Origin of the sequence: Microbacterium sp. LWS13-1.2, assembly GCF_040144835.1 — a bacterium.
Taxonomy (GTDB): domain Bacteria; phylum Actinomycetota; class Actinomycetes; order Actinomycetales; family Microbacteriaceae; genus Microbacterium.
The window spans coordinates 233,748-257,274 of sequence record NZ_CP151632.1 but is presented as its reverse complement, the minus strand read 5'-3'; the positions used below and the strand labels follow the sequence as shown (position 1 = coordinate 257,274).

22 protein-coding genes and 1 tRNA gene are annotated in these 23,527 nt (G+C 70.8%); 4 read left to right on the top strand and 19 right to left on the bottom strand.

All coding sequences use genetic code 11. The annotated features are described in order from the left end of the window. Nucleotides 1-115: 115 nt before the first annotated feature. The gene (locus MRBLWS13_RS01225; RefSeq protein WP_349427286.1) at nucleotides 116-754 is read left to right on the top strand and encodes an MBL fold metallo-hydrolase; all 639 of its coding nucleotides are present in this window, start codon (nucleotides 116-118) and stop codon (nucleotides 752-754) included. A 112-nt stretch (nucleotides 755-866) separates the two neighbouring features. On the opposite strand, the gene MRBLWS13_RS01220 is transcribed toward MRBLWS13_RS01225, so the two are convergent. The 4 genes from MRBLWS13_RS01220 to MRBLWS13_RS01205 form a co-directional block, all read right to left on the bottom strand. After that, nucleotides 867-1,136, bottom strand: a complete 270-nt coding sequence (locus tag MRBLWS13_RS01220) for an HPr family phosphocarrier protein (RefSeq protein WP_308866973.1) — start codon at nucleotides 1,134-1,136, stop codon at nucleotides 867-869. Between the two features lie 65 nt (nucleotides 1,137-1,201). Continuing rightward, nucleotides 1,202-3,250, bottom strand: a complete 2,049-nt coding sequence (locus tag MRBLWS13_RS01215) for a fructose-specific PTS transporter subunit EIIC (RefSeq protein WP_349427285.1) — start codon at nucleotides 3,248-3,250, stop codon at nucleotides 1,202-1,204. Nucleotides 3,251-3,279: 29 nt separating this feature from the next. Continuing rightward, nucleotides 3,280-4,221: a 1-phosphofructokinase gene (locus MRBLWS13_RS01210; RefSeq protein ID WP_349427284.1), complete on the bottom strand. Its 942-nt coding sequence runs from the start codon at nucleotides 4,219-4,221 to the stop codon at nucleotides 3,280-3,282. After that, nucleotides 4,218-4,997 (bottom strand): DeoR/GlpR family DNA-binding transcription regulator, encoded by a 780-nt coding sequence (locus tag MRBLWS13_RS01205; protein WP_349427283.1) that lies wholly within the window; start codon nucleotides 4,995-4,997, stop codon nucleotides 4,218-4,220. Before MRBLWS13_RS01205 ends, MRBLWS13_RS01210 begins: the two co-directional genes overlap by 4 nt. A 212-nt stretch (nucleotides 4,998-5,209) precedes the next feature. Here MRBLWS13_RS01205 and MRBLWS13_RS01200 point away from each other — a divergent pair, with 212 nt between their 5' ends. Next, the gene (locus MRBLWS13_RS01200; protein ID WP_349427282.1) at nucleotides 5,210-6,010 is read left to right on the top strand and encodes a phosphotransferase; all 801 of its coding nucleotides are present in this window, start codon (nucleotides 5,210-5,212) and stop codon (nucleotides 6,008-6,010) included. A 59-nt stretch (nucleotides 6,011-6,069) separates the two neighbouring features. Here MRBLWS13_RS01200 and MRBLWS13_RS01195 read toward each other — a convergent pair. The 3 genes from MRBLWS13_RS01195 to MRBLWS13_RS01185 form a co-directional block, all read right to left on the bottom strand. Continuing rightward, a tRNA-Gln gene (locus tag MRBLWS13_RS01195) sits at nucleotides 6,070-6,144 on the bottom strand. 105 nt (nucleotides 6,145-6,249) lie between these two features. Then, entirely contained in the window at nucleotides 6,250-7,782 is a 1,533-nt protein-coding gene (gene gltX / locus MRBLWS13_RS01190) for a glutamate--tRNA ligase (protein ID WP_349427281.1), read from the bottom strand. Between the two features lie 4 nt (nucleotides 7,783-7,786). Beyond that, nucleotides 7,787-8,830, bottom strand: coding sequence for a LysR family transcriptional regulator (locus tag MRBLWS13_RS01185; protein WP_349427280.1), 1,044 nt, complete (start codon nucleotides 8,828-8,830; stop codon nucleotides 7,787-7,789). Nucleotides 8,831-8,878: 48 nt separating this feature from the next. On the opposite strand from MRBLWS13_RS01185, the gene MRBLWS13_RS01180 reads away from it, so the two are divergent. Next, nucleotides 8,879-9,946, top strand: coding sequence for an aminotransferase class V-fold PLP-dependent enzyme (locus MRBLWS13_RS01180; RefSeq protein ID WP_349427279.1), 1,068 nt, complete (start codon nucleotides 8,879-8,881; stop codon nucleotides 9,944-9,946). A gap of 128 nt (nucleotides 9,947-10,074) precedes the next feature. Here the strand turns inward: MRBLWS13_RS01180 and MRBLWS13_RS01175 are convergent, their stop codons facing one another. The 5 genes from MRBLWS13_RS01175 to MRBLWS13_RS01155 form a co-directional block, all read right to left on the bottom strand. Beyond that, nucleotides 10,075-11,349 (bottom strand): MFS transporter, encoded by a 1,275-nt coding sequence (locus MRBLWS13_RS01175; protein ID WP_349427278.1) that lies wholly within the window; start codon nucleotides 11,347-11,349, stop codon nucleotides 10,075-10,077. A 37-nt stretch (nucleotides 11,350-11,386) separates the two neighbouring features. Next, nucleotides 11,387-12,154 (bottom strand): fumarylacetoacetate hydrolase family protein, encoded by a 768-nt coding sequence (locus MRBLWS13_RS01170; RefSeq protein ID WP_349427277.1) that lies wholly within the window; start codon nucleotides 12,152-12,154, stop codon nucleotides 11,387-11,389. Between the two features lie 85 nt (nucleotides 12,155-12,239). After that, nucleotides 12,240-13,352 carry a branched-chain amino acid aminotransferase gene (locus MRBLWS13_RS01165; RefSeq protein ID WP_349427276.1) on the bottom strand — a complete coding sequence of 371 codons (1,113 nt, stop codon included), beginning with the start codon at nucleotides 13,350-13,352 and terminating at the stop codon, nucleotides 12,240-12,242. Between the two features lie 39 nt (nucleotides 13,353-13,391). Further along, nucleotides 13,392-14,453, bottom strand: coding sequence for a 3-isopropylmalate dehydrogenase (locus MRBLWS13_RS01160; RefSeq protein WP_349427275.1), 1,062 nt, complete (start codon nucleotides 14,451-14,453; stop codon nucleotides 13,392-13,394). A 7-nt stretch (nucleotides 14,454-14,460) separates the two neighbouring features. Then, a complete protein-coding gene (locus MRBLWS13_RS01155) occupies nucleotides 14,461-15,999 on the bottom strand; it encodes an MFS transporter (RefSeq protein WP_349428952.1) in 1,539 nt (512 codons plus the stop codon). 66 nt (nucleotides 16,000-16,065) lie between these two features. On the opposite strand from MRBLWS13_RS01155, the gene MRBLWS13_RS01150 reads away from it, so the two are divergent. Next, nucleotides 16,066-16,611 (top strand): TetR/AcrR family transcriptional regulator, encoded by a 546-nt coding sequence (locus MRBLWS13_RS01150; RefSeq protein ID WP_349427274.1) that lies wholly within the window; start codon nucleotides 16,066-16,068, stop codon nucleotides 16,609-16,611. A 20-nt stretch (nucleotides 16,612-16,631) separates the two neighbouring features. Here MRBLWS13_RS01150 and MRBLWS13_RS01145 read toward each other — a convergent pair whose 3' ends face one another. From MRBLWS13_RS01145 to MRBLWS13_RS01115, 7 genes are all read right to left on the bottom strand, one after another. After that, nucleotides 16,632-17,105 carry a DUF2867 domain-containing protein gene (locus tag MRBLWS13_RS01145; RefSeq protein ID WP_349427273.1) on the bottom strand — a complete coding sequence of 158 codons (474 nt, stop codon included), beginning with the start codon at nucleotides 17,103-17,105 and terminating at the stop codon, nucleotides 16,632-16,634. A gap of 42 nt (nucleotides 17,106-17,147) precedes the next feature. Further along, a complete protein-coding gene (gene serA / locus MRBLWS13_RS01140; protein ID WP_349427272.1) occupies nucleotides 17,148-18,752 on the bottom strand; it encodes a phosphoglycerate dehydrogenase in 1,605 nt (534 codons plus the stop codon). Nucleotides 18,753-18,907: 155 nt separating this feature from the next. Continuing rightward, nucleotides 18,908-19,276, bottom strand: a complete 369-nt coding sequence (locus tag MRBLWS13_RS01135) for a bacitracin resistance protein (RefSeq protein ID WP_349427271.1) — start codon at nucleotides 19,274-19,276, stop codon at nucleotides 18,908-18,910. Further along, nucleotides 19,273-19,818, bottom strand: coding sequence for a DNA polymerase III subunit gamma/tau (locus MRBLWS13_RS01130; protein WP_349427270.1), 546 nt, complete (start codon nucleotides 19,816-19,818; stop codon nucleotides 19,273-19,275). Before MRBLWS13_RS01130 ends, MRBLWS13_RS01135 begins: the two co-directional genes overlap by 4 nt. Nucleotides 19,819-19,893: 75 nt before the next feature. Then, nucleotides 19,894-20,748 (bottom strand): peptidoglycan-binding protein, encoded by an 855-nt coding sequence (locus MRBLWS13_RS01125; RefSeq protein ID WP_349427269.1) that lies wholly within the window; start codon nucleotides 20,746-20,748, stop codon nucleotides 19,894-19,896. Between the two features lie 105 nt (nucleotides 20,749-20,853). Beyond that, nucleotides 20,854-21,570, bottom strand: coding sequence for a copper homeostasis protein CutC (locus MRBLWS13_RS01120; protein WP_349427268.1), 717 nt, complete (start codon nucleotides 21,568-21,570; stop codon nucleotides 20,854-20,856). Nucleotides 21,571-21,654: 84 nt separating this feature from the next. After that, nucleotides 21,655-23,493 (bottom strand): 5'-nucleotidase C-terminal domain-containing protein, encoded by a 1,839-nt coding sequence (locus MRBLWS13_RS01115; protein WP_349427267.1) that lies wholly within the window; start codon nucleotides 23,491-23,493, stop codon nucleotides 21,655-21,657. Nucleotides 23,494-23,527 lie beyond the last annotated feature (34 nt).

Sequence of the window (23,527 nt, the reverse complement as noted above, 5' to 3'; positions counted from 1 at the left end):
CAGGCAACCGTTCGATTATGCCACGTCGCATATGCCCGGTCCAAATCGACATGGGCCGCGGCGCCGACCTCGCGTGCGGCTTGCCCGCGCGCCCCCGGGGCGCTTGACTCGTCGCATGCGAGTCACGAAGTTCGAGCACGCGACACTGACCCTCTTCAACGCCGGGAAGACGCTGGTCGTCGACCCGGGGTCGTTCACCGCCCCCCTCGGTGAGCTCGAGAGCGTGGTGGCGATCGTCATCACCCACGAGCACGCCGACCACTGGACGTCCGACCACCTCGACCGCATCCTCGGCACGTTCCCCGGGATCCCGGTCTACGGACCCGAGGGTGTGGCGAAGGCCGCCGCCGAGTACGACATCACGGTCGTGCATCCCGGCGACGTGGTGGAGGTCGAGCCGTTCCGGCTCGAGTTCTTCGGCGGCCGCCACGCGCTCATCCACGAGTCCGTGCCGGTGGTCGACAACGTCGGCGTGCTCGTCAACGACGAGTTCTACTACCCCGGCGACTCGTACGCCGTCCCCGAGGGACGCGAGGTGAAGCTGCTCGCCGCGCCCGTCGGGGCGCCGTGGCTCAAGATCGGCGAGGCCATGGACTTCGTGCTGGCCGTCGCACCGCGGCGCGTGTTCGGCACGCACGACCTCACCCTGTCGGTGGCGGGCCGCGACACCGGACGCCTTCGCCTGGGCTGGGCCGCGGAGCAGCACGGCGGCGAGCTCGTGAACCTCGAGCCGGGCGACTCCACCGACGTCTGACCCGACGGCGGCCGCCGAACGCGAACGACGGATGCCGCAGCAGCTTCGATCTGCGGCATCCGTCGTCTCGGGTGATCCGCCTGGCGCTGACGCCGTGCGGACGGTCGGGGGCCTACTGCGCGTCGAGGTCCGTCTCGAGCAGCGCGACGAGTGCGTCGAGGGCCTCCTCGGCGCCGTCGCCGTCGGCCTTCAGCGTGACGACGGTCCCCTGCGAGGCGCCGAGTCCCATCAGCGACAGGATGCTGCCGGCGTTGAGGTCGGCGCCGCCCTCGACGGCGATGGTCACCGGGACCGACTGCGCCTGCACAGCCTGGACGAAGAGCTTCGCGGGGCGTGCGTGGAGTCCTGAGCTGCTGGCGATGGTGGCCTGACGTTCTGCCATGGTTCTCTCCTGTCTGCGTCGGACCTCTGCGCGGTCGACGATTCCGATTCTGTCGGACGAGGGCCTCAGGCCGCCACGGGTAGGGCGGCTTCCGCCTGCTCGAGTTCCTTGCGACCCACCCATTTCTTCAGCGCGATGACGGCGAGAGCGCTGACGACGGTGCCTGCTGCGATCGCGACCAGGAAGCCCCAGACGGGGTTGATGGCGAAGAACACGAAGATGCCGCCGTGGGGTGCGAGCGATTGGACCGCGAACGCCATGCTGAGGGCGCCGGTCACCGCGCCACCGACGAGCGAAGCCGGGATGACCCGCAGCGGATCAGCGGCAGCGAACGGGATCGCGCCCTCGCTGATGAAGGCCGCGCCCAGCAGCCACGCGGCCTTGCCGTTCTCCCTCTCGACAGGCGGGAACAGGTCGCGCGCGAGGACCGTGGAGGCCAGAGCCATCGCGAGGGGCGGCACCATTCCCGCAGCCATCACCGCCGCCATGATCAAGTAGGGCGTGGTGTTCTCGGGAGAGGCGGTGGCCAGCCCCGCCACCGCGAACGCGTAGGCGACCTTGTTCACCGGCCCGCCCAGGTCGAAGCACATCATCAGACCCAGCACGATCCCGACGACGACGATCCCCGACGTGCCTGCGAGCTCGTTCAGCCAGTCCGTCAGCCAGACCATCAGTGTCGCGATCGGACGGCCGAGGAACAGCACCATGAGCCCGGAGGCCACGATGGAGGCCAGCAGCGGGATGATCGCGACGGGCATGAGCCCGCGCAGCCAGCGGGGAACGCGCCACGTGCCGATCCACCACGCGGTGACGCCTGCGAGCAGACCACCCACGATGCCGCCGATGAAGCCGGCATTCATCGTCACGGCGATCGCTCCGGCGACGAAGCCCGGGGCGATGCCCGGTCGATCCGCTATCGCGAAGGAGATGTACCCCGCGAGGGCCGAGACCAGGAAGCCCATGGACGCGGCGCCGATCGCGAAGGCGACCGAGCCCAGATAGATCCCGAGTCCGCCTTCGGGCAAGTCCCACAGCGAGTTCGTGACGATCACCGTGGTCGCATTGTCCGGCGCTGAGTAGTCGTCCCCGAAGAACAGGAAGCCGAGGGCGATGAGCAGACCGCCGCCGGCGACGAAGGGGATCATGTAGCTCACACCCGTGAGCAGGATGCGCTGGATGCGGGCGCCCCACGAGAGCTTCTCGCCCGCGGTGGCGGTCGCGACGGCGGCCTCACCGCCGACGCGCGTCGCGTTCGGGTTGTTCGCTGCGGCCACTGCCTCGGCGATGAGCTGATCGGGCTGCTCGATGCCGCGCTTCACGCCGGAGCGGACGACGGGCTTGCCCGCGAATCGCTGCGGCTCGCGCACGTCCACGTCGGTGGCGAAGATCACGGCGTCGGCGCCCTGGATGACGTCCGCAGGCAGCGCCTGGTAGCCGCTCGAGCCCTGGGGTTCGACGACGAGGTCGATCCCCGCCTTGTTTCCGGCCGCCGTGAGCGCGTCGGCCGCCATGAACGTGTGGGCGATGCCGGTCGCGCACGCCGTGACGGCGACGATGCGGGCCGGGCGTCCGTCCACGGCAAGGCCGGCCGCGGGTGCAGGCTGAGCTGACGCGGCGATGGGCGCGGGGGTCTCAGCCGCCGGCGCGGGGGCAGCGACATCCCGCTCTCCGATCGCCGTCTGGACGATCGCGACCACGTCCTCGTCCGTCGTCGCTGCGCGCAGACCCTCGGTGAAGTCCGCCTGCATGAGGCTGCGGGCGAGCTTCGACAGCACCGCCAGGTGCGCCTCGGCCGCGTCCGCGGGAGCCGCGATGAGGAAGACGAGGTCGGCGGCGCCGTCCGGAGCGCCGAAGTCGACGCCGGGGCTCAGCCGTGCGAAGGCGAGCGAGGGGGTCGTGACGGCCGCGCTCTTGGCGTGCGGGATCGCGATGCCGCCGGGCAGCCCGGTCTCGTCCTTCTCCTCGCGCGCCCAGGCGTCGTCGAAGAGGGCTTGGGCGTCGGTCGCGCGACCCTGTGCGACGACGCGTGCGGCGAGGGAGCGGATGACGTCGGACTTGTCGGCGCCCAGAGGGACGTCGAGGCTGACCAGGCCTGGGGTGATGGTGTCGGACACGGTGACCTCCTGCGGTCGTGGGGTGGGTTCTAGGCGAGACGGGCGACGGGCACGTCGCCCGTCGGAAGATCTGCGGGAGTGGGCGCTTGCGTACCCGGGAGGGATGCCGCGGCCGCGCCGTACCGGATGGCGAGGCGCAGCCGTTCCTCATGGTCGGCTCCCCGCGTCGCGGCGAGCACGTAGCCGGCGAGCGAGCTGTCGCCCGCCCCGACGGTGCTGCGCACCTGGATCCGTGGCGGCCTCGCCAGCCAGGCACCATCGGTGGTGACCAGCACAGCGCCGCGAGAGCCGAGTGTGACGAGGGCTGCGCCCACGCGCGCGGGCACGAGCGATCGGGCGACCTCGAGGACGGCGGCGGTGTCGGCGCCGTCGAGCGGCATGCCCGCGAGCTCGCCGAGCTCGTCATCGTTGGGCTTGATGAGGTCGGGGGCGCCGTCGGCGACCACGGCCGCGAGTGCCGCACCCGAGGCATCCACGGCGATCAACGGAGAGGCCGCACCATGGGCGGCCCGCACGGCGCGCGTGATCCGGACGTAGAAGTCGTCGGCGACACCGGGCGGCAGCGAGCCGGCGAGCACGAGCCACCCGGCGCCGGCGGATGCGCTCACCACGGCGTCGACGACCGCAGCCGCCTCGTCGGCCGACAGCGCGGCGCCGGGCAGGTTGAGCTTCGTCGTGACTCCGGCCGGATCCGTGATCGCGAGGTTCGCGCGGACGTGGCCACGGACGGGCACCGGGTGCGTGCGGAGGGCGGCCACGCGCAGCGCCGGCTCGAACGGGTCACCCGCGGCGAGGGGCAGGACGGCGAGGCAGTCCTCACCCGCGGCGGCGATCGCGCGGGCGACGTTGATGCCCTTGCCGCCGGCGTCCTCACGCGCCGAATCGGCGCTCTGGACGTCGCCGACCTGCAGCGGCGCCGGCAGGACGACCGTGCGGTCGAGGGAGGGGTTGGCGGTCAGTGTGACGATCATGCGAGCCAGACCTCCACGTCGGCGTCCGCGAGCGCATCGGCCAACTCGGCGTCGGGTGCGGCATCCGTGACGAGCACGTCCACGTCCGACAGGGATGCGAAGCCGACGAGCAGTTCCGCGCCGAGCTTCTCGGCGTCGGCGACGACCACCACGCGTCGCGCCGATGCGACGATCGCGCGCTTCACGGCCGCCTCGTCGGGATCCGGCGTGCTGAGGCCGAACGACGCAGACACTCCATTGGTGCCGATGAACGCGACGTCGGGCCGCATCCCCCCGATGGCCCGCACGGTGTCGGCGCCGACGGCGGCGGCCGTGAGTCCGCGTATCCGCCCACCGACGAAGGAGAGCGAGGCGCCGGGGACGCCGGCGAGGGTGTTGCCGAGCGTCAAGGAGTGAGTGACGACCTCGATCGGAGTGCCCGCGAGGCGCGGAATGAGCGCCGAAGCGACGGCAGCAGTGGTCGTGCCGGCGTCGAGGAACACCGACCCGGAGAAGTCGCGGCCGAGCGCGTCCAGTGCCCGTCGGCCGATCGCCTCCTTGGCGGTGCCGTGATGTTCGAGTCGCTCGGCCAGTGAGGGCTCGCGCGTGCTCCCGCGTTCGCGCCCGACCGCTCCCCCGTGCACGCGGCGCAGCGCACCGCCGGATTCGAGGTGGTCGAGGTCGCGGCGGATGGTCTCCGTGGTGACGTCGAAGCGGTCGGCGAGGTCTACGACGCTCACCCGGCCCTGCGCAGCCAGCAGACGTTCGATCTGCTCGTGGCGCTCCGTCGCGTACATCTGCACAACCCTTCGTTGGATTACCACACAATACAACACATTCCAACACAAACACAACCCCTCGAGACCGGCGGGTATCTTCGTACTGTGCCCGACAAACCCGACGCCGAGATCGCGATCGACAGCGCGCTGATCCGCGCTCTGCTCGCCGCTCAAGCAGTCGATGAGATCCCGGATGCGGCGACGCTCCCCCTCCGAAAGGCCGCCGAGGGGTGGGACAGCGAGGTGTGGCGCCTCGGCGACGGCTACGCCGTCCGACTGCCGCGTCGCGCGCTCGCCGCTCCGCTCGCACGGCACGAGCAGGCGGTGCTGCCCGGTGTCGCCGAGCGGCTCGCACCGACGGGAGTGCGGGTCCCCGCGCCCGTCGTGAACGGCGTGGCCGCGGAAGGCTAACCGTGGGCATGGTCCGTGGCCCCTGGATCCACGGCGAACGCGCGCTGGACGAGTCCCCCGCCGCACGAGGCTCCTGGGCCGCGACGCTCGCGCACGCACTCGACGCCCTCCATGCGGACGCCCCCGAGGACCACCCCGTCAACCCGTTCCGCGGCATTCCACTCGCGATGCGCTCCGAAGCCGTGGCGGCACGCCTGCAGCACCTGCGGGAAGCGGGCACGCTCGACGCGGCGAGCACCGAGGGCCTGCGGGAGGTGTGGCGCGCGGGCGTGTCCGCCGCGCCGTGGGATCGCCCCCCGGTGTGGATCCACGGCGACATGCACCCCGGCAACCTTGTCGTGCACAACGGGGCTCTCGCGGGGATCATCGACTTCGGCGACGTCACGGCCGGCGATCCCGCCTATGACCTCGCGATCGCCTGGCTCGCGTTCGACGCCCGCGGACGCGCCGCCTTCGTCACGGCAACGGATTCACGCTATGACGCCGACGCCTGGATCCGCGCACGCGCCTGGGCTGCGGCCGTGGCACTCATGCTCGTGGCCCACAGCGATGACAATCCCGACTACCTGGCACTGGGCTGGGCTGCCGTAGACGCCGTCCTCGCCGACGGCGTCGGCTGAGAACTCGCAGTTCGCTTCCGGAGAAACGAAAAACCCCCGCTGAGCGGGGGTTTTCTCGTTGGCTGGGGTACCTGGACTCGAACCAAGAACAAAGGTACCAGAAACCTCCGTGTTGCCAATTACACCATACCCCAAGGCTGTCAGCCGAAGCCGTGCCGAGGAATGAGTCTACGCGACTTCGGCGGCTCCGCCAAACCGACACGGCCCCCTGCGCATCCCGGGCGAGTCACGCTGAGCGACTACGCGACCCGGAACGCCACCAGTGCCCCGAGCCGGCGGATCGACTCCGACTTGCCGAGCAGCTCCATCGACTCGAACAGCGGCGGCGAGACACGACGGCCGCTGAGCGCGACGCGCAGGGGGCCGTACGCGATCCGCGGCTTGAGCCCCAAGCCCCCGTCCTCGACGGGCGAGATCAACGCGCCGGCGAGGGCGTCCTGTACAGCGGCGGCGGTGAACTCCGTGTCGGGCACGAGCTCGAGGGCGCCGACCGATGCGACGAGCACCTCGTTCGCGTTCGGCGGCAGAGTGGCCAGGGCGTCGTCCTGATACGACACGACGTCGGTGAAGAGGAAGCCCAGCAGGCCCGGAGCATCGCCGAGCAGCTGCATCCGCTCCTGGACGAGCGGAGCGGCTGCCGAGAGCATCGCCGCCTGTGCGGGCGTCGGGCTCGCGTCGATGACGCCGGCAGCCGAGAGGTACGGCACCAGACGCTCGGCGAAGTCGGCGGGCTGCAGCATCCGGATGTGGTCGCCGTTGATCGACTCCGCCTTCTTCTGGTCGAAGCGGGCGGGGTTCGGGTTCACGTCGACGATGTCGAACGCCGCGACGAGCTCCTCGAGCGAGAAGACGTCACGATCGTGTGCGATCGACCAGCCGAGGAGGGCGAGGTAGTTGAGCAGGCCCTCGTGGATGAAACCCTTCTCGCGCTGCAGGAAGAGGTCGGCCTTGGGGTCGCGCTTCGAGAGCTTCTTGTTCCCCACTTCGCCGAGCACCAGAGGCATGTGCGCGAAACGCGGGATGAACGTGGTGATGCCGGCATCCACCAGCGCCTCGTACAGCGCGAGCTGGCGCGCGGTCGATGGCATCAGGTCTTCGCCGCGGATGACGTGCGTGATGCCCATGAGCGCATCGTCGACCGGATTCACGAACGGGTACAGCGGGACGCCGCCGGCCCGCACGAGCACGAAGTCGGGGAAAGATCCCGCGGGGAATGTCACTTCGCCGCGGATGAGGTCGACGTAGGTGAGGTCCTCGTCGGGAACGCGCAGACGCCACGCGGGCTCGCGGCCCTCGGCGCGGAAGGCCGCCTTCTGATCGTCAGTGAGGCCGCGGTCGAAGTTGTCGTAGCCGAGCTGCTTCGCCCGGCCGTTGGCCTCGTTGCGCGCGTCGATCTCTTCCGCCGTCGAGTAGCTCTCATAGACCGCACCCGCGGCGATGAGGCGGTCGAGGACTTCGCGATAGATGTCGTGACGCTCGGACTGCCGGTACGGCGCGTGAGGTCCGCCCACCTCGACGCCCTCGTCCCAGTCGATCTTCAGCCACCGCAGCGCCTCGAGCAGCTGCAGGTAGCTCTCCTCGCTGTCGCGCGCCGAGTCGGTGTCTTCGATGCGGAAGACCAGCTTGCCGCCGTTGTGGCGCGCGTACGCCCAGTTGAACAGCACCGTGCGGATCAGGCCGACGTGCGGCAGTCCCGTCGGCGAGGGGCAGAACCGGACGCGGACGTCGGCGCCGGTGGCGGTGGTGGTGCGGGGATCAGGCGAAGAAGGCATCGCTTCAGAGTTTAGTTGGCCGAGGCGGCGGGGTCGGCCCTGCGCCGTCGCGGGATGCCGCCGCCGGGCGCTCGTCGGCGCCGCCCGAGATGAGGCGAGCCAGGGCGTCGAGCGTCGCCCGCACCGCCGGCACCCGGTCGGCGCCTCGCGCCGTGACGGTGTGGATACGCCGCTGCTCCCCGGCCGGAAGCGGCACGATCGCCACCCCGGGCAGCTGCGGGAAGGACTCCACGGCCATCCTCGGCAGGGTCGCGACGCCGATGCCCTGGGCGACGAGCCCTTCGACCGCGACGAAGTTGTCGGTCTCGAAGGCGATGCGCGGAGCGAATCCGGCGCGACCGCAGAGCTCGAGCAGGTGACCGCGGCACCGAGGGCATCCGGCGATCCAGTCCTCGCCGGCGAGCACGGCGACGTCGAGCGCACCGGCGGTCGCCGCGGGGTGCCCGGCCGGCAGCACGGCGAGCAGCTCATCGGCGCCGACGGTGGTGACCGAGAGCCCCCGTGCGCTCGATCCGTGCGGGTCGTCGCGGTCGCCTGGATAGCTGAAGGTGAGGGCGATGTCGGTACGGTCCTCACGCACCGCCTCCACGGCCTCGGGCGGCTCGGCCTCGACGTACGTGAGAGAGATCCCCGGATGCCGCAGCGCCAGGTCTGCGAGCAGGCGCGGGACAATCGTGGGAGAGGCCGATGGGAACGCGACCAGCCGCACGCGCGCGGCGCGCAGTCCCCTCAGCTCGGCGAGTTCGCCGGCCGCGGCATCCAGCGCCGTCGTCACGGCGGGCGCGTGGCGGGCGAGGACCCTCCCCGCGTCGGTGAGCCGGACGCTGCGCCCGACCCGCTCGACGACGGCGACACCGAGACGCTGCTCGAGGCGTTTGAGCTGCTGGCTGACGGCCGGCTGACTGTACCCGAGAGCGAGGGCGGCACCGGTGATGGACCCGGCATCGGCGACTGCCTTGACGACCCGCAGTTCGCGCGCGTCGAAACCGGGGTCGTCCTCGAGCACATCGGTCACGCGCCAATCATAAGACTCTGTTATGTGTCGCATGGGACACCTGCCGTAGACATGCGCAATCCGCGGGTTCACTCTGGATGCATGCCCGCACTCGCCGACTCCCCCGCTCTCGCCGCCGCGCGCCGCGAGTTCGACGGCGGCCGCGACTACCTCGCCGCGTGTACGGTGGGCCTGCCCAGCCGCGCGACGCGACGCGCCGTCATCGCCGATCTGGACGCAGCCGGATCCGGCCGGCCCGACCTCGCCGCGTACTGCGCGGCGGTCGAGCGCTCGCGCGGACTGTTCGCGTCACTGGTCGATGTGGGCGCCGAGCGGGTGGCGATCGGCTCGCAGACGTCGGTCGCGGTCGGGCTCGTCGCCACGGCGTTGCCGGAAGGGGCCGAGGTGCTCGTCCCCGACGGAGAGTTCTCGTCGATGGTGCTGCCGTTCGTGCACTCCGGCCGGGGCCTGGTCGTGCGCACGGCGCCCCTTCACGACCTCGCTGCCCACGTGCTCCCGCGCACGGCGCTCGTCGCGTTCTCTGTCGTGCAGTCCGCCACCGGAGAGGTGGCGGATACCGCCGCCATCGTCGCCGCGGCGTCGCGGCAGGGCGCGCTCACACTCTGCGACGCGACACAGGCGGTCGGCTGGCTGCCGGTCGCGGCATCCGGCTTCGATGCCGTGGTGTGTCACGCCTACAAATGGCTCTGCGCGCCGCGGGGCGTGTCGTTCCTGACCATCTCGGACAGGCTCGCCGCGCGCATGACCCCGCTCAACGCCGGATGGTACGCGGGCGACGACCCGTGGACGTCGTGCTACGGCGGCGATGTCGAGCTCGCCCCCGACGCCCGCCGGTTCGACGTGTCGCCGGCCTGGCAGGCGTTCGTCGGTGCGGCACCCGCGCTCGAGCTGTTCGCCGCACTCGAGCCGACCGAGCTCCACGCGCACGCCACCGGGCTGGCCGCCGCCTTCCGCGCCGGACGCGGCATCGCGGAGCCGAAGCGGGCCTCGGCGATCGTCACCTGGGACGACCCCGATGGCGGCGAGCTCGCGCGGCTCACCACAGCGGGCATCACCGCGTCGGGTCGATCCGGCCGCGCACGCGTCGCTTTCCACGTCTTCAACGACGAGGACGACGTCGACCTCGCGCTCGCAGCGCTCGGCCACTGACGCCTGCGCCGCCCGGCGCCGACTGCGCTCGCTCGACGACCCGTCGAGCGCGATCGTCACCGGCCTCGTCGAGACGCGGTTCTGAGCGTCCGCCCGGCTGACACGCCGGGCGATCGCGGTTCTGAACCTCAGCCCGGCTGACTCGCCGGGCGAGCGCGGGATGCGCGCCAGCCGAGCGGAGCGAGCAGCACCGAGGCGGCGACGAGCACCAGCACGACGAGGGCGAGCCCGCCGTAGCCGATCCAGCCGAGCACCGCGCCGGCCGCGATCGCGCCGAGGCCGCCCACGATGCTCATCGTGAAGTCGCTGAAGCCCTGGCGCCGGGTGCGCAGCGCCTCGGACGACGACTCGGTGAGCAGGGTCGATCCGGCGACCGTCGACGCGCTCCACCCGAGGCCCAGGAGCACGAGCGCCACCGTCACCGCGGTCGTCGAGAGCTGCCCGAACGAGGCGGTGAGGAGGGCGGCCACGAGGAGGACCTGGCCGATGAGGATGGTCGGGACGCGTCCGACTTTATCGGCGAGGATGCCGAAGACCGGCGAAAGCACGTACATCCCGGCGATGTGGAGGCTGATCGTCAGCCCGATGATCGACAGCGTCGCGGCCTCGGATGCGCCGTGGGTCAGATGCGCCAGGTGCACCGGGGTCATCGCCATCACCGACACCATCGTGCCGTGGGCGGCGGCGACCGCGAAGATCGCGTAGCGTGCGGCGACCGGTCGATCGGCCTTGGCGATGACGCGGCTGCCTGCCCGAGCCGACGCGACGACGCGCTGTGCGAGGAGCAGCGGGTCGGGCCTCATGGCGACGAGGTAGAGCACGATGGCGAGTCCCTGAGCGACGAGCGTGAACAGGTAGGCGCCGGTGAGCGCCGGCATGCCGATCGCGCTGCCGATCACTTCACCGGGACCCGTGAGGTTCGGCCCGAGAACGGCGCCCACCGTGGTCGCCCACACGACGATCGAGAGATCACGACCGCGCGAGGCATCCGTCGCCAGGTCGGCGGCGGCGAAGCGCGACTGCAGGTTGGCCGCCTGGCCCGCTCCGATGATGAGGAACCCGACGAGCAGCAGCGGGAACGCGGCCAGGGCGACGGCGACGATCACCAGTCCGACGCCGACGAGGGCGACCGCCATTCCTGTCGTGAGCGACAGCCGCCGACCCCGGCGGCGAGCGATCGCCGCGAGCGGCACGGCCGTCAGCGCGGTGCCGAAGGTCACCGCGGCCGCGGCGAGCCCGGAGAACGCGTCCTCGCCCGAGAGCTCTGCCGCAAGCACCGCACCGAGCGACAGTGTGGCGCCGAAGGCCAGTCCCCCGAGCACCTGACCGAGGGAGAGCACCCAGACCGTTCGCCGCTGAACCGCGGCCACCTCTTCGGCGGTGGTCCCGCTGTCGAGCCTCACGCCGACGGGATCGGCGTGGGGTGTCCTGCCGCTCTCGTCAGGCGTCACGAGCCGTGTTGCGCAGGATGCCGAGACCGGTGATCTCGACCTCGACGGTGTCGCCCGCGACGATCTGGCCGACGCCCGCCGGGGTTCCGGTGAGGATCACGTCCCCCGGCAGAAGCGTGAACGCCGCGGAGGCGTACGCGATCACATCGGCGAGCGAGAAGATCATGTCGCTGATCGGGCCCTGCTGCCGGACCTCGCCGTTCAGGCGCGTCGTGATCTCCGCCGGGCCGTCGACGTCGAACTCCGTCTCGATGGCGGGGCCGAGCGGGCAGGACGTGTCGAACCCCTTGGCGCGAGCCCACTGCCCGTCGGACTTCTGCCAGTCGCGGGCGGTGAGGTCGTTGGCGATGGTGTAGCCGAAGACGTAGTCGAGAGCGTTCGCGGCCGGCACGTTCTTCGCGATCCGACCGATGACAGCGGCGAGCTCGCCCTCGAAGCTGATGAAGTCCGAGCCCTTCGGCAGCACGACGGCGTCGCCCGGACCGATCACCGTGGTGTTGGGCTTGAAGAACAGCATCGGCGCGGTGGGGACGTCGTTGCCGAGCTCCGCGGCATGGTCGCGGTAGTTGCGGCCGACGCAGACGAGCTTCGAGCGGGGGATGACCGGCGCCAGCAGCGCGACGTCGGCGAGCGGCACGCGCTCCCCCGTCGTGTCGTACCCGGCGAACATCGGGTCGCCGGCGAGGACGACGAGTTCCCCCTCGTCGACGATCCCGAACTTGATGGCGTCATTGTGGCTGAAGCGCGCGATCCTCACCGGATCAGCCTAGCCATCCCCTCCGACACGGAAAGCCCCGGGCGCCGCGCAGCGCGGGGCCCGGGGCTTTCATGAAGCCGATGGATCAGCCGTCGAGGCGCGTCAGCCACCCGTGGAGATCGGCCACGCGCCCGTACTGGATGCCGGTGAGCTCCTCGCGGAGCGACAGGGCCAGCTCGGACGCCGCGTCGCCGTCGTGGACGATCTCGTAGTCGTCGGCGACGAGCTTGCCGATCGGCACGATGACCGCCGCCGTGCCGCACGCGAACGCGCCCACGATGGAGCCAGATGCCGCACCCTCGCGCCACTCGTCGATCGAGACCTTGCGCTGCTCGACGACGAGTCCGCGGTCCTGCGCGAGCTGCAGCACCGACGCGAGCGTGATGCCCTGGAGGATCGAGTCGGACTCGGGAGTGATGAGGCGGCCGTCGTCCGTCACGAGGACGAGGTTCATGCCCCCGAGCTCCTCGATGTAGCCGTCGTCGAGGAAGAGCACCTGCTGGCAGCCCTTCTCGTAGGCCTCCGCCTGCGGCAGCAGGCTGGACGCGTAGTTCCCGCCGGTCTTCGCCGCGCCCGTGCCGCCCTTGCCGGCGCGGGCGTAGCGGGTCGACAGCGCGATGTTGACCGGCTGCACGCCGCCGGCGAAGTAGGCGGCCGCGGGGCTGGCGATGAGGTAGTACCCGACCTTCTTCGCCGCACGGACGCCCAGGAACGCCTCTTTCGCGAACATGAAGGGGCGCAGGTACAGGCTCGTCTCGGGCGCCGTCGGAACCCACGCGCTGTCGACGGCGATGAGCTCGCGCAGCGACTCGAGGAAGTACTCGGTCGGCAGCTCCGGAAGCGCCAGTCGCTGCGCCGAGCGCTGCAGGCGGGCCGCGTTCCGGTCCGGGCGGAAGGTCCAGATCGACCCGTCGGCGTGACGGTAGGCCTTGAGGCCCTCGAAGATCTCCTGCGAGTAGTGCAGCACGGCCGCAGCAGGGTCGAGCGGGATCGGGCCGTAGGGCTGCACGCGCGGCCGGTGCCATCCGCCCTTCTCGGACCAGCAGATGTCGACCATGTGGTCGGTGAAGTGCTGTCCGAAGCCCGGATCGGCGAGGATCGCCTCGCGCTCGGCATCCGGCGTCGCCTCGGTGTTCCGCGTGACGTTCCAGACGGGGCCTGCGGCCGAGGGCGCCTGGAGGGGAAGGTCGATGGTCATGGGTGGAATCCTCTGTCGGTAGGACGACGTGATCTCAGATTACGCCTGGAGTCGGGCGACGATCGCGTCGCCGATCTCTGTCGTCGTGCGGGTCGCGCCCGCGTCGGAACCGCGTGCGGCAAGATCCTCCTCGACCGCGGTCGTGACGCGGCGGGCCTCGTCCTGGAGCCCGAGATGATCGAGCAGCAGTGAGACCGAGAGGATCGCGGCCGTGGGATCGGCCTTCTGCTGGCCTGCGATGTCGGGCGCCGATCCGTGCACGGGCTCGAACATCGAGGGGAACGCGCCATCGGGATTGATGTTCCCCGAGGCTGCGAGGCCGATGCCACCGGTGACGGCGCCGGCCAAGTCGGTGAGGATGTCGCCGAAGAGGTTGTCGGTGACGATCACGTCGAAGCGGCTCGGGTTCGTGACCAGGTAGATGGTGGCCGCGTCGACGTGCACATAGTCTACGGTCACGTCCGGATGCTCGAGCGCGACCTCGTCGACGAGGCGCTTCCAGATGCCACCGGCGTGGACGAGGACGTTCGTCTTGTGCACGAGGGTGAGCTTGCGGCGGCGGCGCTCGGCCAGATCGAACGCGTAGCGCACGACCCGTTCGACCCCGAACGCGGTGTTGACCGAGGTCTCGTTGGCAACCTCGTGCGGCGTGCCGGTGCGGATCGACCCGCCGTTGCCGACGTACGGCCCCTCGGTGCCTTCGCGGACGACGACGAAGTCGACGTCGCCCGGCGCGGCGAGCGGCCCGGGCACACCCGGGTACAGCTTCGACGGCCGCAGGTTGACGTAGTGGTCGAGCTCGAACCGCAGCTTCAGCAGCATTCCGCGCTCGATGTTGGCGTTCTTGAGGCGAGGATCGCCGGGAACTCCCCCGACCGCGCCGAGCAGGATCGCGTCGTGGTCCTTGATCGCGGCGAGGTCCTCGCCGGTCAGCGTGTCGCCGGTGTCGAGGAAGCGGGCGGCGCCCAGCGAGAAGCGCGTCTTCTCGAAGCGGATGCCGCTGCCCGCGGCCGCGGCATCCAGCACCTTCTCCGCCTCCGCGATGACCTCCGGACCGATGCCGTCACCCGGGATGACGGCCAGCTTCACGACGCGCGACATAGTGCTCCTACGACTTCTGGCGGGACCCTCCCAGGGTAGTGGCCGCGATGACCCCCGCGATGACGACCAGGATGGCGCCGATCAGCGCGGTGACCGTGACCCCGGCGTCGAACGCCGTCGCCGCCGCCTCGAAGAGCGCCTCGCCGGTGCTGCCGCCGATCTCTCCGGCCGCGTGCACCGCACCGGCGAGGGTCTCGGACGCAGCCTCGGCCGCGGCATCCGGAACCCCCGCGGGCACGACGAGGTTCGTGCGGTAGAGCGCCGTGAGGATGCCGCCCAGCACGGTCGTGCCCAGCACGGCACCCAGTTCATAGGCGGTCTCGGAGACCGCGCTCGCAGCTCCCGCCTTGGCCGGCGGAGCGCTCGAGAGGACCAGCTCGTTCGAGACCGTCTCCGCCGCGCCGATGCCGATGCCGAGCGAGACGAAGGCCGCCACCAGCGCTGCGATGCTCTCGGGTCCGGTCGCGAAGGCCACGGTCACGTAGCCCGCCACGGAGAAGATCAGCGCCACAGGGACGACGATGCGAGCGGGCCACTTCTTGGAGATCGGCACGACCACGAGACCCGCGACGATCATCATCGCGAGACCCGGAACGAGCGCGAGGCCCGCCTGCATGGGCGAGAGCCCGACGATGAGCTGCAGGTGCTGCGCCACGAAGAAGAGGAACCCGACGAGCGCGATGACGCTGAGGAGGTTGACCATCAGCGCGCCGCTGAAGCTCCCCCGGCGGAACAGGCGCATGTCGAGCATCGGTGTGCGCGCCCGCAGCTGGCGCCGCACGAACAGCACGCCGAACCCGAGTCCGGCGAGCATCGGCAGCCAGGCGGCGACGGCGAGCCCGTGCACGGCGAGCTCCTTGATCCCGTAGACGATCGGGATCATCGTCGCCATCGAGAGCGCGATGCTCAGCGGGTCGATGCGGCCGGGCTTCGGATCGCGGCTCTCGGGCACGAGCAGCGGCGCCAGCACGAGCAGCGGGACGAGCACGGGCACCGACAGCAGGAACACCGAGCCCCACGAGAAGTGCTCGAGCAGGAGTCCACCCACGATCGGGCCGAGTGCCGCGCCGGCGGAGAACATGGCCGCCCACACCGCGATCGCAAGGCGGCGCTGATCGCGGTCGGTGAAGATGCTGCGCAGCAGCGACAGCGTCGAGGGCATCAGCATCGCGCCGAACACGCCCATCCCGGCGCGCGCAGCGATGAGCCAGGCGGCGCTCGGGGCGAAGGCGGCGAGCACCGACACCGCGGCGAAGCCGGTCGCGCCGATGAGCAGCATCCGTCGCCGGCCGAACCGGTCGCCCAGCGTCCCCATCGTGACCAGCAACCCCGCGAGCACGAGCGGATAGGCGTCGATGATCCACAGCTGCTGGGCGCTCGACGGCCCCAGCTCGAGTGCGATCGACGGGAGTGCGAAGCTCAGCACGGTGTTGTCGACCGAGACGAGCAGCACCGGCAGCATGAGCACGACGAGCGCCGCCCAGCCGCGCCAGCCGACCTTCCGTCCCTGGGCGTCGGCGAGCGAGAGTTCTTGTGTGAGAGTCATCATTTCTATACCGTCCAGCCGGTATAGTATCAGAATGCGCGGCCAGCTGTCGATACGATCGACGCCATGAGCCGCCCTCCCCTCGCCCGCGAGAAGGTGCTCGACGCCTTCGAGCAGATCCTCATCGAGGAGGGCGAGCGCGCCGCGACCATGGACGCCACCGCGAAGGCGGCGGGCGTGTCGAAGGGCGGTCTGCTCTACCACTTCGGCACGAAGGAGTCGCTCGAGTCGGCGATCATCGACCGCCTGCGGACGCTCGTCGCCGAGGATGTGGCCGTGATGGCCGCCGCTCCGGAGGGTCCGATCGCGTACTTCCTGCGCACATCGGTCATGGCCAACGATCCGATCGACCGCGCGATCCTGGCCACGTCGCGGCTCGCGCAGGGCGGTGATCCGGTCGCCAGCGACGCACTGCGAGACGTCCGCGAGCAATGGGGCGCCGCGCTGCGCCCGCACACGAAGGACGAGGTCGCCCTCGACCTGGTGATGCTCGTCAGCGACGGGCTCTACTTCAACAACGCCCTGTCGGGCGGCTCGATCCCGGGGCCTGTCCCCCGCGGTCCCGCGCTCGATGCTCTCATCGCCCTGGTGGAGGGCGCCAGCCGGATCTGAGCTCTCCGAGCGCTGCAGGCTCAGCCCTGCCGGGCGAGGGCGCGCCGCGCGCGACGGAGCATGGCGTGCACCACGAGCGGGTGCGCGAGCGACACCGGGGTGAAGTACACCCGGCCGCGCCAGTCGTTGAACGTCACCACGGTGGTCACGCGCACGACGGCGGCCTCGGCATCCACCCCGACACCGCAGCGGAAGGTGAGGTGCTTGTCGGCGTACTCGATGAGCGCCTCTTCGCCCACCACCGTCCGAACCTCGAACACTCCGCGCGGCGCGGCCTCCAGCCCGAGAAGCGGGGCGAGCGCCATGCGCACACCCATCGCCGCCTTCACCCAAACGGGCGCTGACGACGGAGCGAACAGGGTCTCGGCCCACACGCGCGGGTCGTCGGTGCTGCGCGGCGGCTGGGATGCCAGGATCACGTCGCCGTAGTCGAACCGCGTCAGCCCTTCGAAGGCCAGGCTGCGGAAGACCGGACTCCCGCCGGACGCGGGCACGGGGGCAGGCGACTGCGCGGACGCCTCCCCCCGTGCCACCGCTCAGTCCTCGGTGACCTCGATGCGGCGGAACAGGTCGGCGCCCACCGCTTCGCGCATCTCGTCGAGGAGGTCCTCGGGCACCGGCGAGTCCACCGTGAGCACCGACAGGGCGCGTCCGCTCGCGTCGGCCTGCGCCACCTGGAGCCCGGCGATGTTGATCCCCGCGCTGCCGAGCTTCTGGCCGTAGATCGCGACGATGCCGGGACGGTCGGCGTAGCGCATGACGAGGTGATGGCGCTCGATGGGCACCTCGATCTCGTAGCCGTTGATGCCGACGACCTTGGGCACCATGCGCGTGCCGGCGAGCGTGCCGGCGACCGTGAGCACGGAGCCGTCGGCGAGCGTACCGCGCAGGATCGTGATGTTGCGGTAGAGCGGGCTCTCGGCCTCGACGATCAGCCGGGTCTCGATGCCGCGCTGCTCGGCGAACAGCGGCGCGTTCACGTACGAGACGTTCTCGCTGACGACGTTGGCGAGGATGCCCTTGAGGGCTGCCAGCCGGTAGACGCTGACGTCGTAGGCCGCGAGCTCGCCGCGCACCTCGATGTCGAGGCTCGTGAGGGCACTGTGCGCCAGCCCGGTGAAGAACTGTCCGAGCTGCTCGACCAGCGAGATGCCGGGACGCACGAAGGGGTCGATGATGCCGCCCGCGACGTTCACCGCATCGGGCACGAGGTCGCCCTCGAGCGCGAGCTTGACGGACTTCGCGACCGAGACGCCCGCCTTCTCCTGCGCCTCGTCGGTCGAGGCGCCGAGGTGCGGCGTGACGACGACGTTGGGCAGGCTCAGCAGCGGGAACGCGGTGCCCTCCGGCGCGGGCGGCTCGCTCGTGAACACGTCAAGGCCGGCTCCGGCGATCTCACCCTCGTTCAGAGCTGTGTACAGCGCCTCTTCGTCGATGAGGCCGCCGCGCGCGACGTTGACGACGAACGCCGTCTTCTTCATCAGGCGGAACTGCTCGGCGCCGATCATGCCGGTCGTCTCGGGAGTCTTCGGCATGTGGATCGTGACGAAGTCGCTCTGCGCGAGCAGCTCGTCGAGGTCGAGCAGCTGCACACCGAGCTGCTGGGCGCGCGTCGGCGTGACGTAGGGGTCGTACGCGACGACCGACACCCCGAACGCCTGCAGTCGCGCGGCGATGAGGGCGCCGATGCGGCCGAGGCCGATGATGCCGACGGTCTTCTCGAAGATCTCGGTGCCGGTGTACGAGCTGCGCTTCCAGGCGCCGCCGGCGAGCGACGCGTGAGCGGCCGGGATGCGGCGGGCGAGGCTGAGGATGTGCCCGACGGTGAGCTCGGCAGCCGAGATGATGTTGGAGGTCGGTGCGTTCACGACCATGACGCCGGCCGTCGTGGCCGTCTTGATGTCGACGTTGTCGAGGCCGACGCCCGCGCGGGCGACGACCTTCAGCACGGGAGCCGCGGCGATCGCCTCGGCATCCACCTTGGTCGCCGAGCGGATGAGCACCGCGTGCGCATCGGCAAGGGCCGACAGCAGCGCGGGGCGGTCGGTGCCGTCGACGTGACGCACGTCGAAGTCGGGCCCCAGGGCGTCGATCGTGGCGGGAGACAGTTCTTCGGCGATGAGGACGACAGGCTTCGGCACGGGTGGTTCCTTTGGGGGCGGTGCGCGAGCGCGCGGAGCAGGGCAGACCGGATGCCGCGCCGCACGCCGTCGGGGGCGAGGCCTGTGCCAGCCTACCGCCCGTGCGGCGACCCGCCCGACCGTGTGACGACAGTCGGGCTCGAGGGTCGAGAGCCTCAGCCGACCAGCGAGGCGCTGTAGCCGACGGTGTACGCGATGACGTTGAGCCAGAACACGGAGACGAGCGCAAGGCCGGTCACCATGACGAGCAGCAGTTCATGCGCGGGGCGGCGGTGGCCGAGCACGAACGCGCCGCCCCACACGACGATGGGGAACACCGCAGCGAAGATCCACACGAACCAGCCGAGAGCATTGAGCGACATGCCCGCATCGCCGTAGAAGCCGATCGTCTCGACCAGGTTCCCGATCGCGTTCCACACTGCGTAGGCGTAGAACAGCCCCGCGAGCGCCGATATCGCCACCACCAGCCACAGCGGCGCCCTTCGAGTGCGACGTGCTGCGGCATCCGTGTTCTGGCCGGTCATTGCCCCACCGCCCCGATCAGCACGAATGGCCACGGCACGAGCAGGACCGCGCCTGCTCCGAGCCACGCGAAACGCACCCACGTGCGCCCCGTGCGGGTGAGCAGGACCACCGTCGCGAACCACAGCACCGGCGCGAGCACGGCGAGCCAGAGGCTGCCTTGGTACATCAGATCTGTGACCAGAAACGGTCGCCATCCCTGCAGTCGCAGGCCACCGACGATCCAGCCGATCGCGTAGAGCGCGTACACGCCGCCCAGCACGCCGAGGGCGACGAGCGCGCCGTTGCCCAGCGATCGCGGCTCGGCCACGGTGTCGCCGCCGGCCGGCGTCTCTTCTTCAACGGATGCCGCATCCGGGGTCCCCGCGGCGCCGACGGCCTCGCTGCTCTTGCCGACCGCGGTGTAGCCGCGCGGAAGCTCGGGCACCGAGGATCGCGCGGGCGCCTCGGGTGCAGGATCCGACCCGGCGGAATCACCGAGGTCGAGCGTGGGATCGTCGTCGCCGTCCCAGGAGAGGGCATCGTCGTCGCGTCCGGTCGTCACAGTCTCAGAGTAGTGCCGCGCCGCGATGCGGCCGAGAGCCACCCGGCGTTGCGGAGGCTCTCGGCGCGCGACGGGTCAGTCGAACAGGCGCAGCATCAGCGTGTGCCAGGTCTCCGGGCCGACGATGCCGTCCGCCGGCGGCAGGAAGACCTGCTGGAACTGGCGTACGGCCGCGTCGGTCTGCGGGCCGAAGTCGCCGTCGACGGTCACGCCGGCCAGCAGAGTCTGGACCGCGCGCACCGCCTCACCCTTGGACCCCGCACGGCCGTCGCCCTGCTTCACGGTGATAATGAGGCTCGGCCAATCGAGCTGGCCGAGTGTGGTCGAGATCTCGACGGCCCGCAGGGTCTGCTGGAACGCCTGGACGGCCTGGCCGCTCAGCGGACCGAACGCGCCGTCTGCGGCGATCGTCGCGCCGTGCGCGCGCAGGAGGTGCTGCGCCGCGAGCACGCGCCAGTTCGTCGCCTGCGACGATCCCTGCTTCACGAGCGCCCACGGGCGCTCCCCCGGCACGAACGTGCTGAAGAACGACCATGTCTCGCGGCCGGCCACGCCGTCGAGCGAGAGCCCCCACGACTCCTGGAAGAACTCGACGCGCTCCTTCGTGATCGGGCCGAAGTCCCCGTCGATGACGAGCGGGTCCTCCCCCGGCGAGCGCGCGAGCCCGAACTGCTGGACGGCGCGCACGGCGTCGCCCGTCGATCCCTGGTGCACGGCGATGACGAGCCGGGGCCACGTGATGGGCCCGACGATGCCGTCCGACGGCACACCCTGCGCGGTCTGGAATGCGCTGACCGCCGCTGCGGTCGCGGGCCCGTACGCTCCGTCCACGGCCACGGCGTGGCCGTGTGCGCGCAGCAGGTACTGGATGCCCGGAACGATCGCGGCGGACGATCCCGGTCCGACGGTGCTCCACGGTTCGACGTTCATGACGGCTCCTCTGATCGGTGTCCGATGCGGGGGCTGGCCCCACTCGCTTCCGAGGTGTCGACGGTGCGCCGTGATACGTCCGTCCCGAAACGACGCGACCGCACCTCAGCCCGCGGCGGCGACGGCCTCCGCGACGATGCCGGCGTCTGTCACATCGTGTCCGTCCGCGCCGCCGCCGGGCCCGGACGGCGCGTCGCGGCCTGCCCGCGAGCGGGCGGACAGATGCACGGCGTCCACGCCTGCGGCGAAGAGAGCGGGGATGTCGGCCGGCCGCACTCCGCCGCCCGCCATCACCTCGACGCCGCCGGATCGCGCCGAGAAGGCGGCCAGCGCGTCGATGCCGTCGATCGACCGGGTCGCGCCACCCGAGGTCAGCACGCGGTCGACGCCTTCCGCGACGAGGGCGTCGAAGACGGCGGCGGGGTCGGCCGAGGCATCGACCGCCCGATGGAACACCAGCGTCGCGGGCCCCGCGGCATCCCGCCATCTCCGCACGGTGTCGACATCGAGGCGGCCCGCCGGCGTCAGCGCACCGACGACCACTCCGCCGGCACCCCGCTCGACGCAGGCACGGATGTCGGCCGACACCAGCGCGACCTCCTCGGCGCTGTACACGAACCCGCCGCCGCGCGGGCGCACCAGGACGTTCACCGTCGAGGGGTCGACGGTGGCCAGCACACCCTCGAGGACCGCGAGCGACGGCGTGATCCCGCCGACGTCCAGCGCCTGGCACAGTTCGAGCCTTGTGGCCCCCGCCCCGATGGCGGCACGAGCGCCTGCCGGGTCTTGGACGGCGATCTCGACAGGACGACGTGCTGACATGCCGCGAGCCTAGCCGGGCGTTCTCCCCGGAGCCCGCGAAGGCCCGGCTCCCGCCCGAGGGAGCCGGGCCTTCGCCGCGCCGGATCAGAAGACCGGAGTGCCGGCACGCACCAGCTTCCAGTTCACCACGTGGAAGTCGGCGGGATCGATCACGCCCGTCGCGGACGCGTATGCGACGATCGCCTCGCGGATGGCGACCTGGGCGTCGTAGACGACCGGTGCCGCCGCGATGTGCGGGAACCCGCCACCGCCGGACTGCCGGTAGTTGTTGACCGCCACCACGAAGCGCTGGTCGGCGGCGACAGGCACTCCCTCCCAGGCGAGGTTCGCGATGCGCGAGCCCTGCGGCTGCGAGATGTCGATGTCGTAGGTCACGCCCGAGAACTGGTCGAAATTGTAATCCGGGGTCCCGAGGGCGTTCGTCCATGTAGCGGGGGCCACCGCCGCGTCGGGAGCGACCGTCAGGAAGTACTTGGCGGAGTACTCGAGGTAGCCCTTGATCTCTGCTCCTGTCAGCACCGAGCCCAGCAGCGTGTTGTCGTAGATATAGAGGCCGGCGACGTCTTTGATCGTCACCTGGCCCGCCGGGAACGTGGCCGCACGGTTGAACGGTGCCGCGAGAGAGATGACCGGAAGGGATGCCTCGGCCGTACCCGCGATCGCCTTCGATACCGTATCGATCTGCACGTGGTTGACGTAGTCGAGGATCGCGGTGTCCTTCCAGCAGGACTCGGCGGCCGACAGCGTCTCGGTCGAGGTCGCCACCGGGGTGTTCACGTACGCCACGACCGCGTCGTGCTGAGCCTTCACGACCTGCACCAGCGCCGGGTCGTCGGCGACCGTGTTGGTGTTCACCGTGAGCGACTTCGCCGCGGCCACGACCCACTGACCCCGCTCCATGGTGAGCTCGAGGTCGAAGACGCTGAGGCGCTGACCCCAGTTCTTCGGTTCGCTCATCACGACCTCTTTGCCGGTGACCTTGTTGATCACCCGTACTTCCGGCTTGTCGAGGTGTGCATGCCCGAACAGGATCGCGTCGATGCCCGGCACCTCCTCCGCCAGCATGCGGGCGGCGTTCTCCACCGGCAGGTCGGAGCCGTACGAGGACAGGCCGCTGTCGCCGGCGTGCACGCTCACCACGACGACATCGACCCCCTCGGCGTGCATGACAGGTACCCAGCGGGCAGCCGTCTCCACGACGTCCAGAACGTCGAGGCGACCGCTCACATTGCCCTTGTCCCAGATCACGACGCCCGGATTCGTGAGCCCGAGCACTCCGACGCGGACCGGCTTGTATCCGGGCACGTGCATCTTCTTGACGATGTAGGGCCGGAACGCAGGCTCGGTGGTGCCCGCGTGCACGGCGTTGGCGGCCAGGGCGGGGGCATCCAGCTGCGAGATCCAGTAGTCGAGGAAGTCGAGCCCGTAGTTGAACTCGTGGTTGCCGAGCGCCACGGCGTCGTAGCCGATCGCGTTGAACCCTGCTGCGATCGGGTGCACGGCGCCGGATGCGTTCACCGGGTCGACGGTCGCGTTGTAGAAGCCGAGCGGGGAGCCCTGGATGGTGTCGCCGGCGTCGAAGAGCAACGTGCGTTCACGGCCGCGGTCCGCGCGGATCTGGTTCACGAGGCTCGAGACGCGGGCCAGGCCGATGGTGTTGCCCGCGCTGTCGCTGTAGGCGGCGTCCTTGTAGTAGTCCCAGTTGAGCGCATTGGCATGGATGTCGGAGGTGCCCATGATCGTGATCGTGACCGACCTGCGACCGCCCTCAGCCGCCACCGCCTTCGGCGTCTGCGCCCAGCCCGCCGCGGCGAGGACGCTGGCCGCGGAGACGCCGACGAGGAAGTTGCGGCGACTGAGACCCGACCGAGGCGGGGTGTCCGCCTGAGGGTCGACGTCGTGGTCTGATTCGTGATCAGGCATGTGTTCTCCCATGGCGAGGATCACACCACGCGCG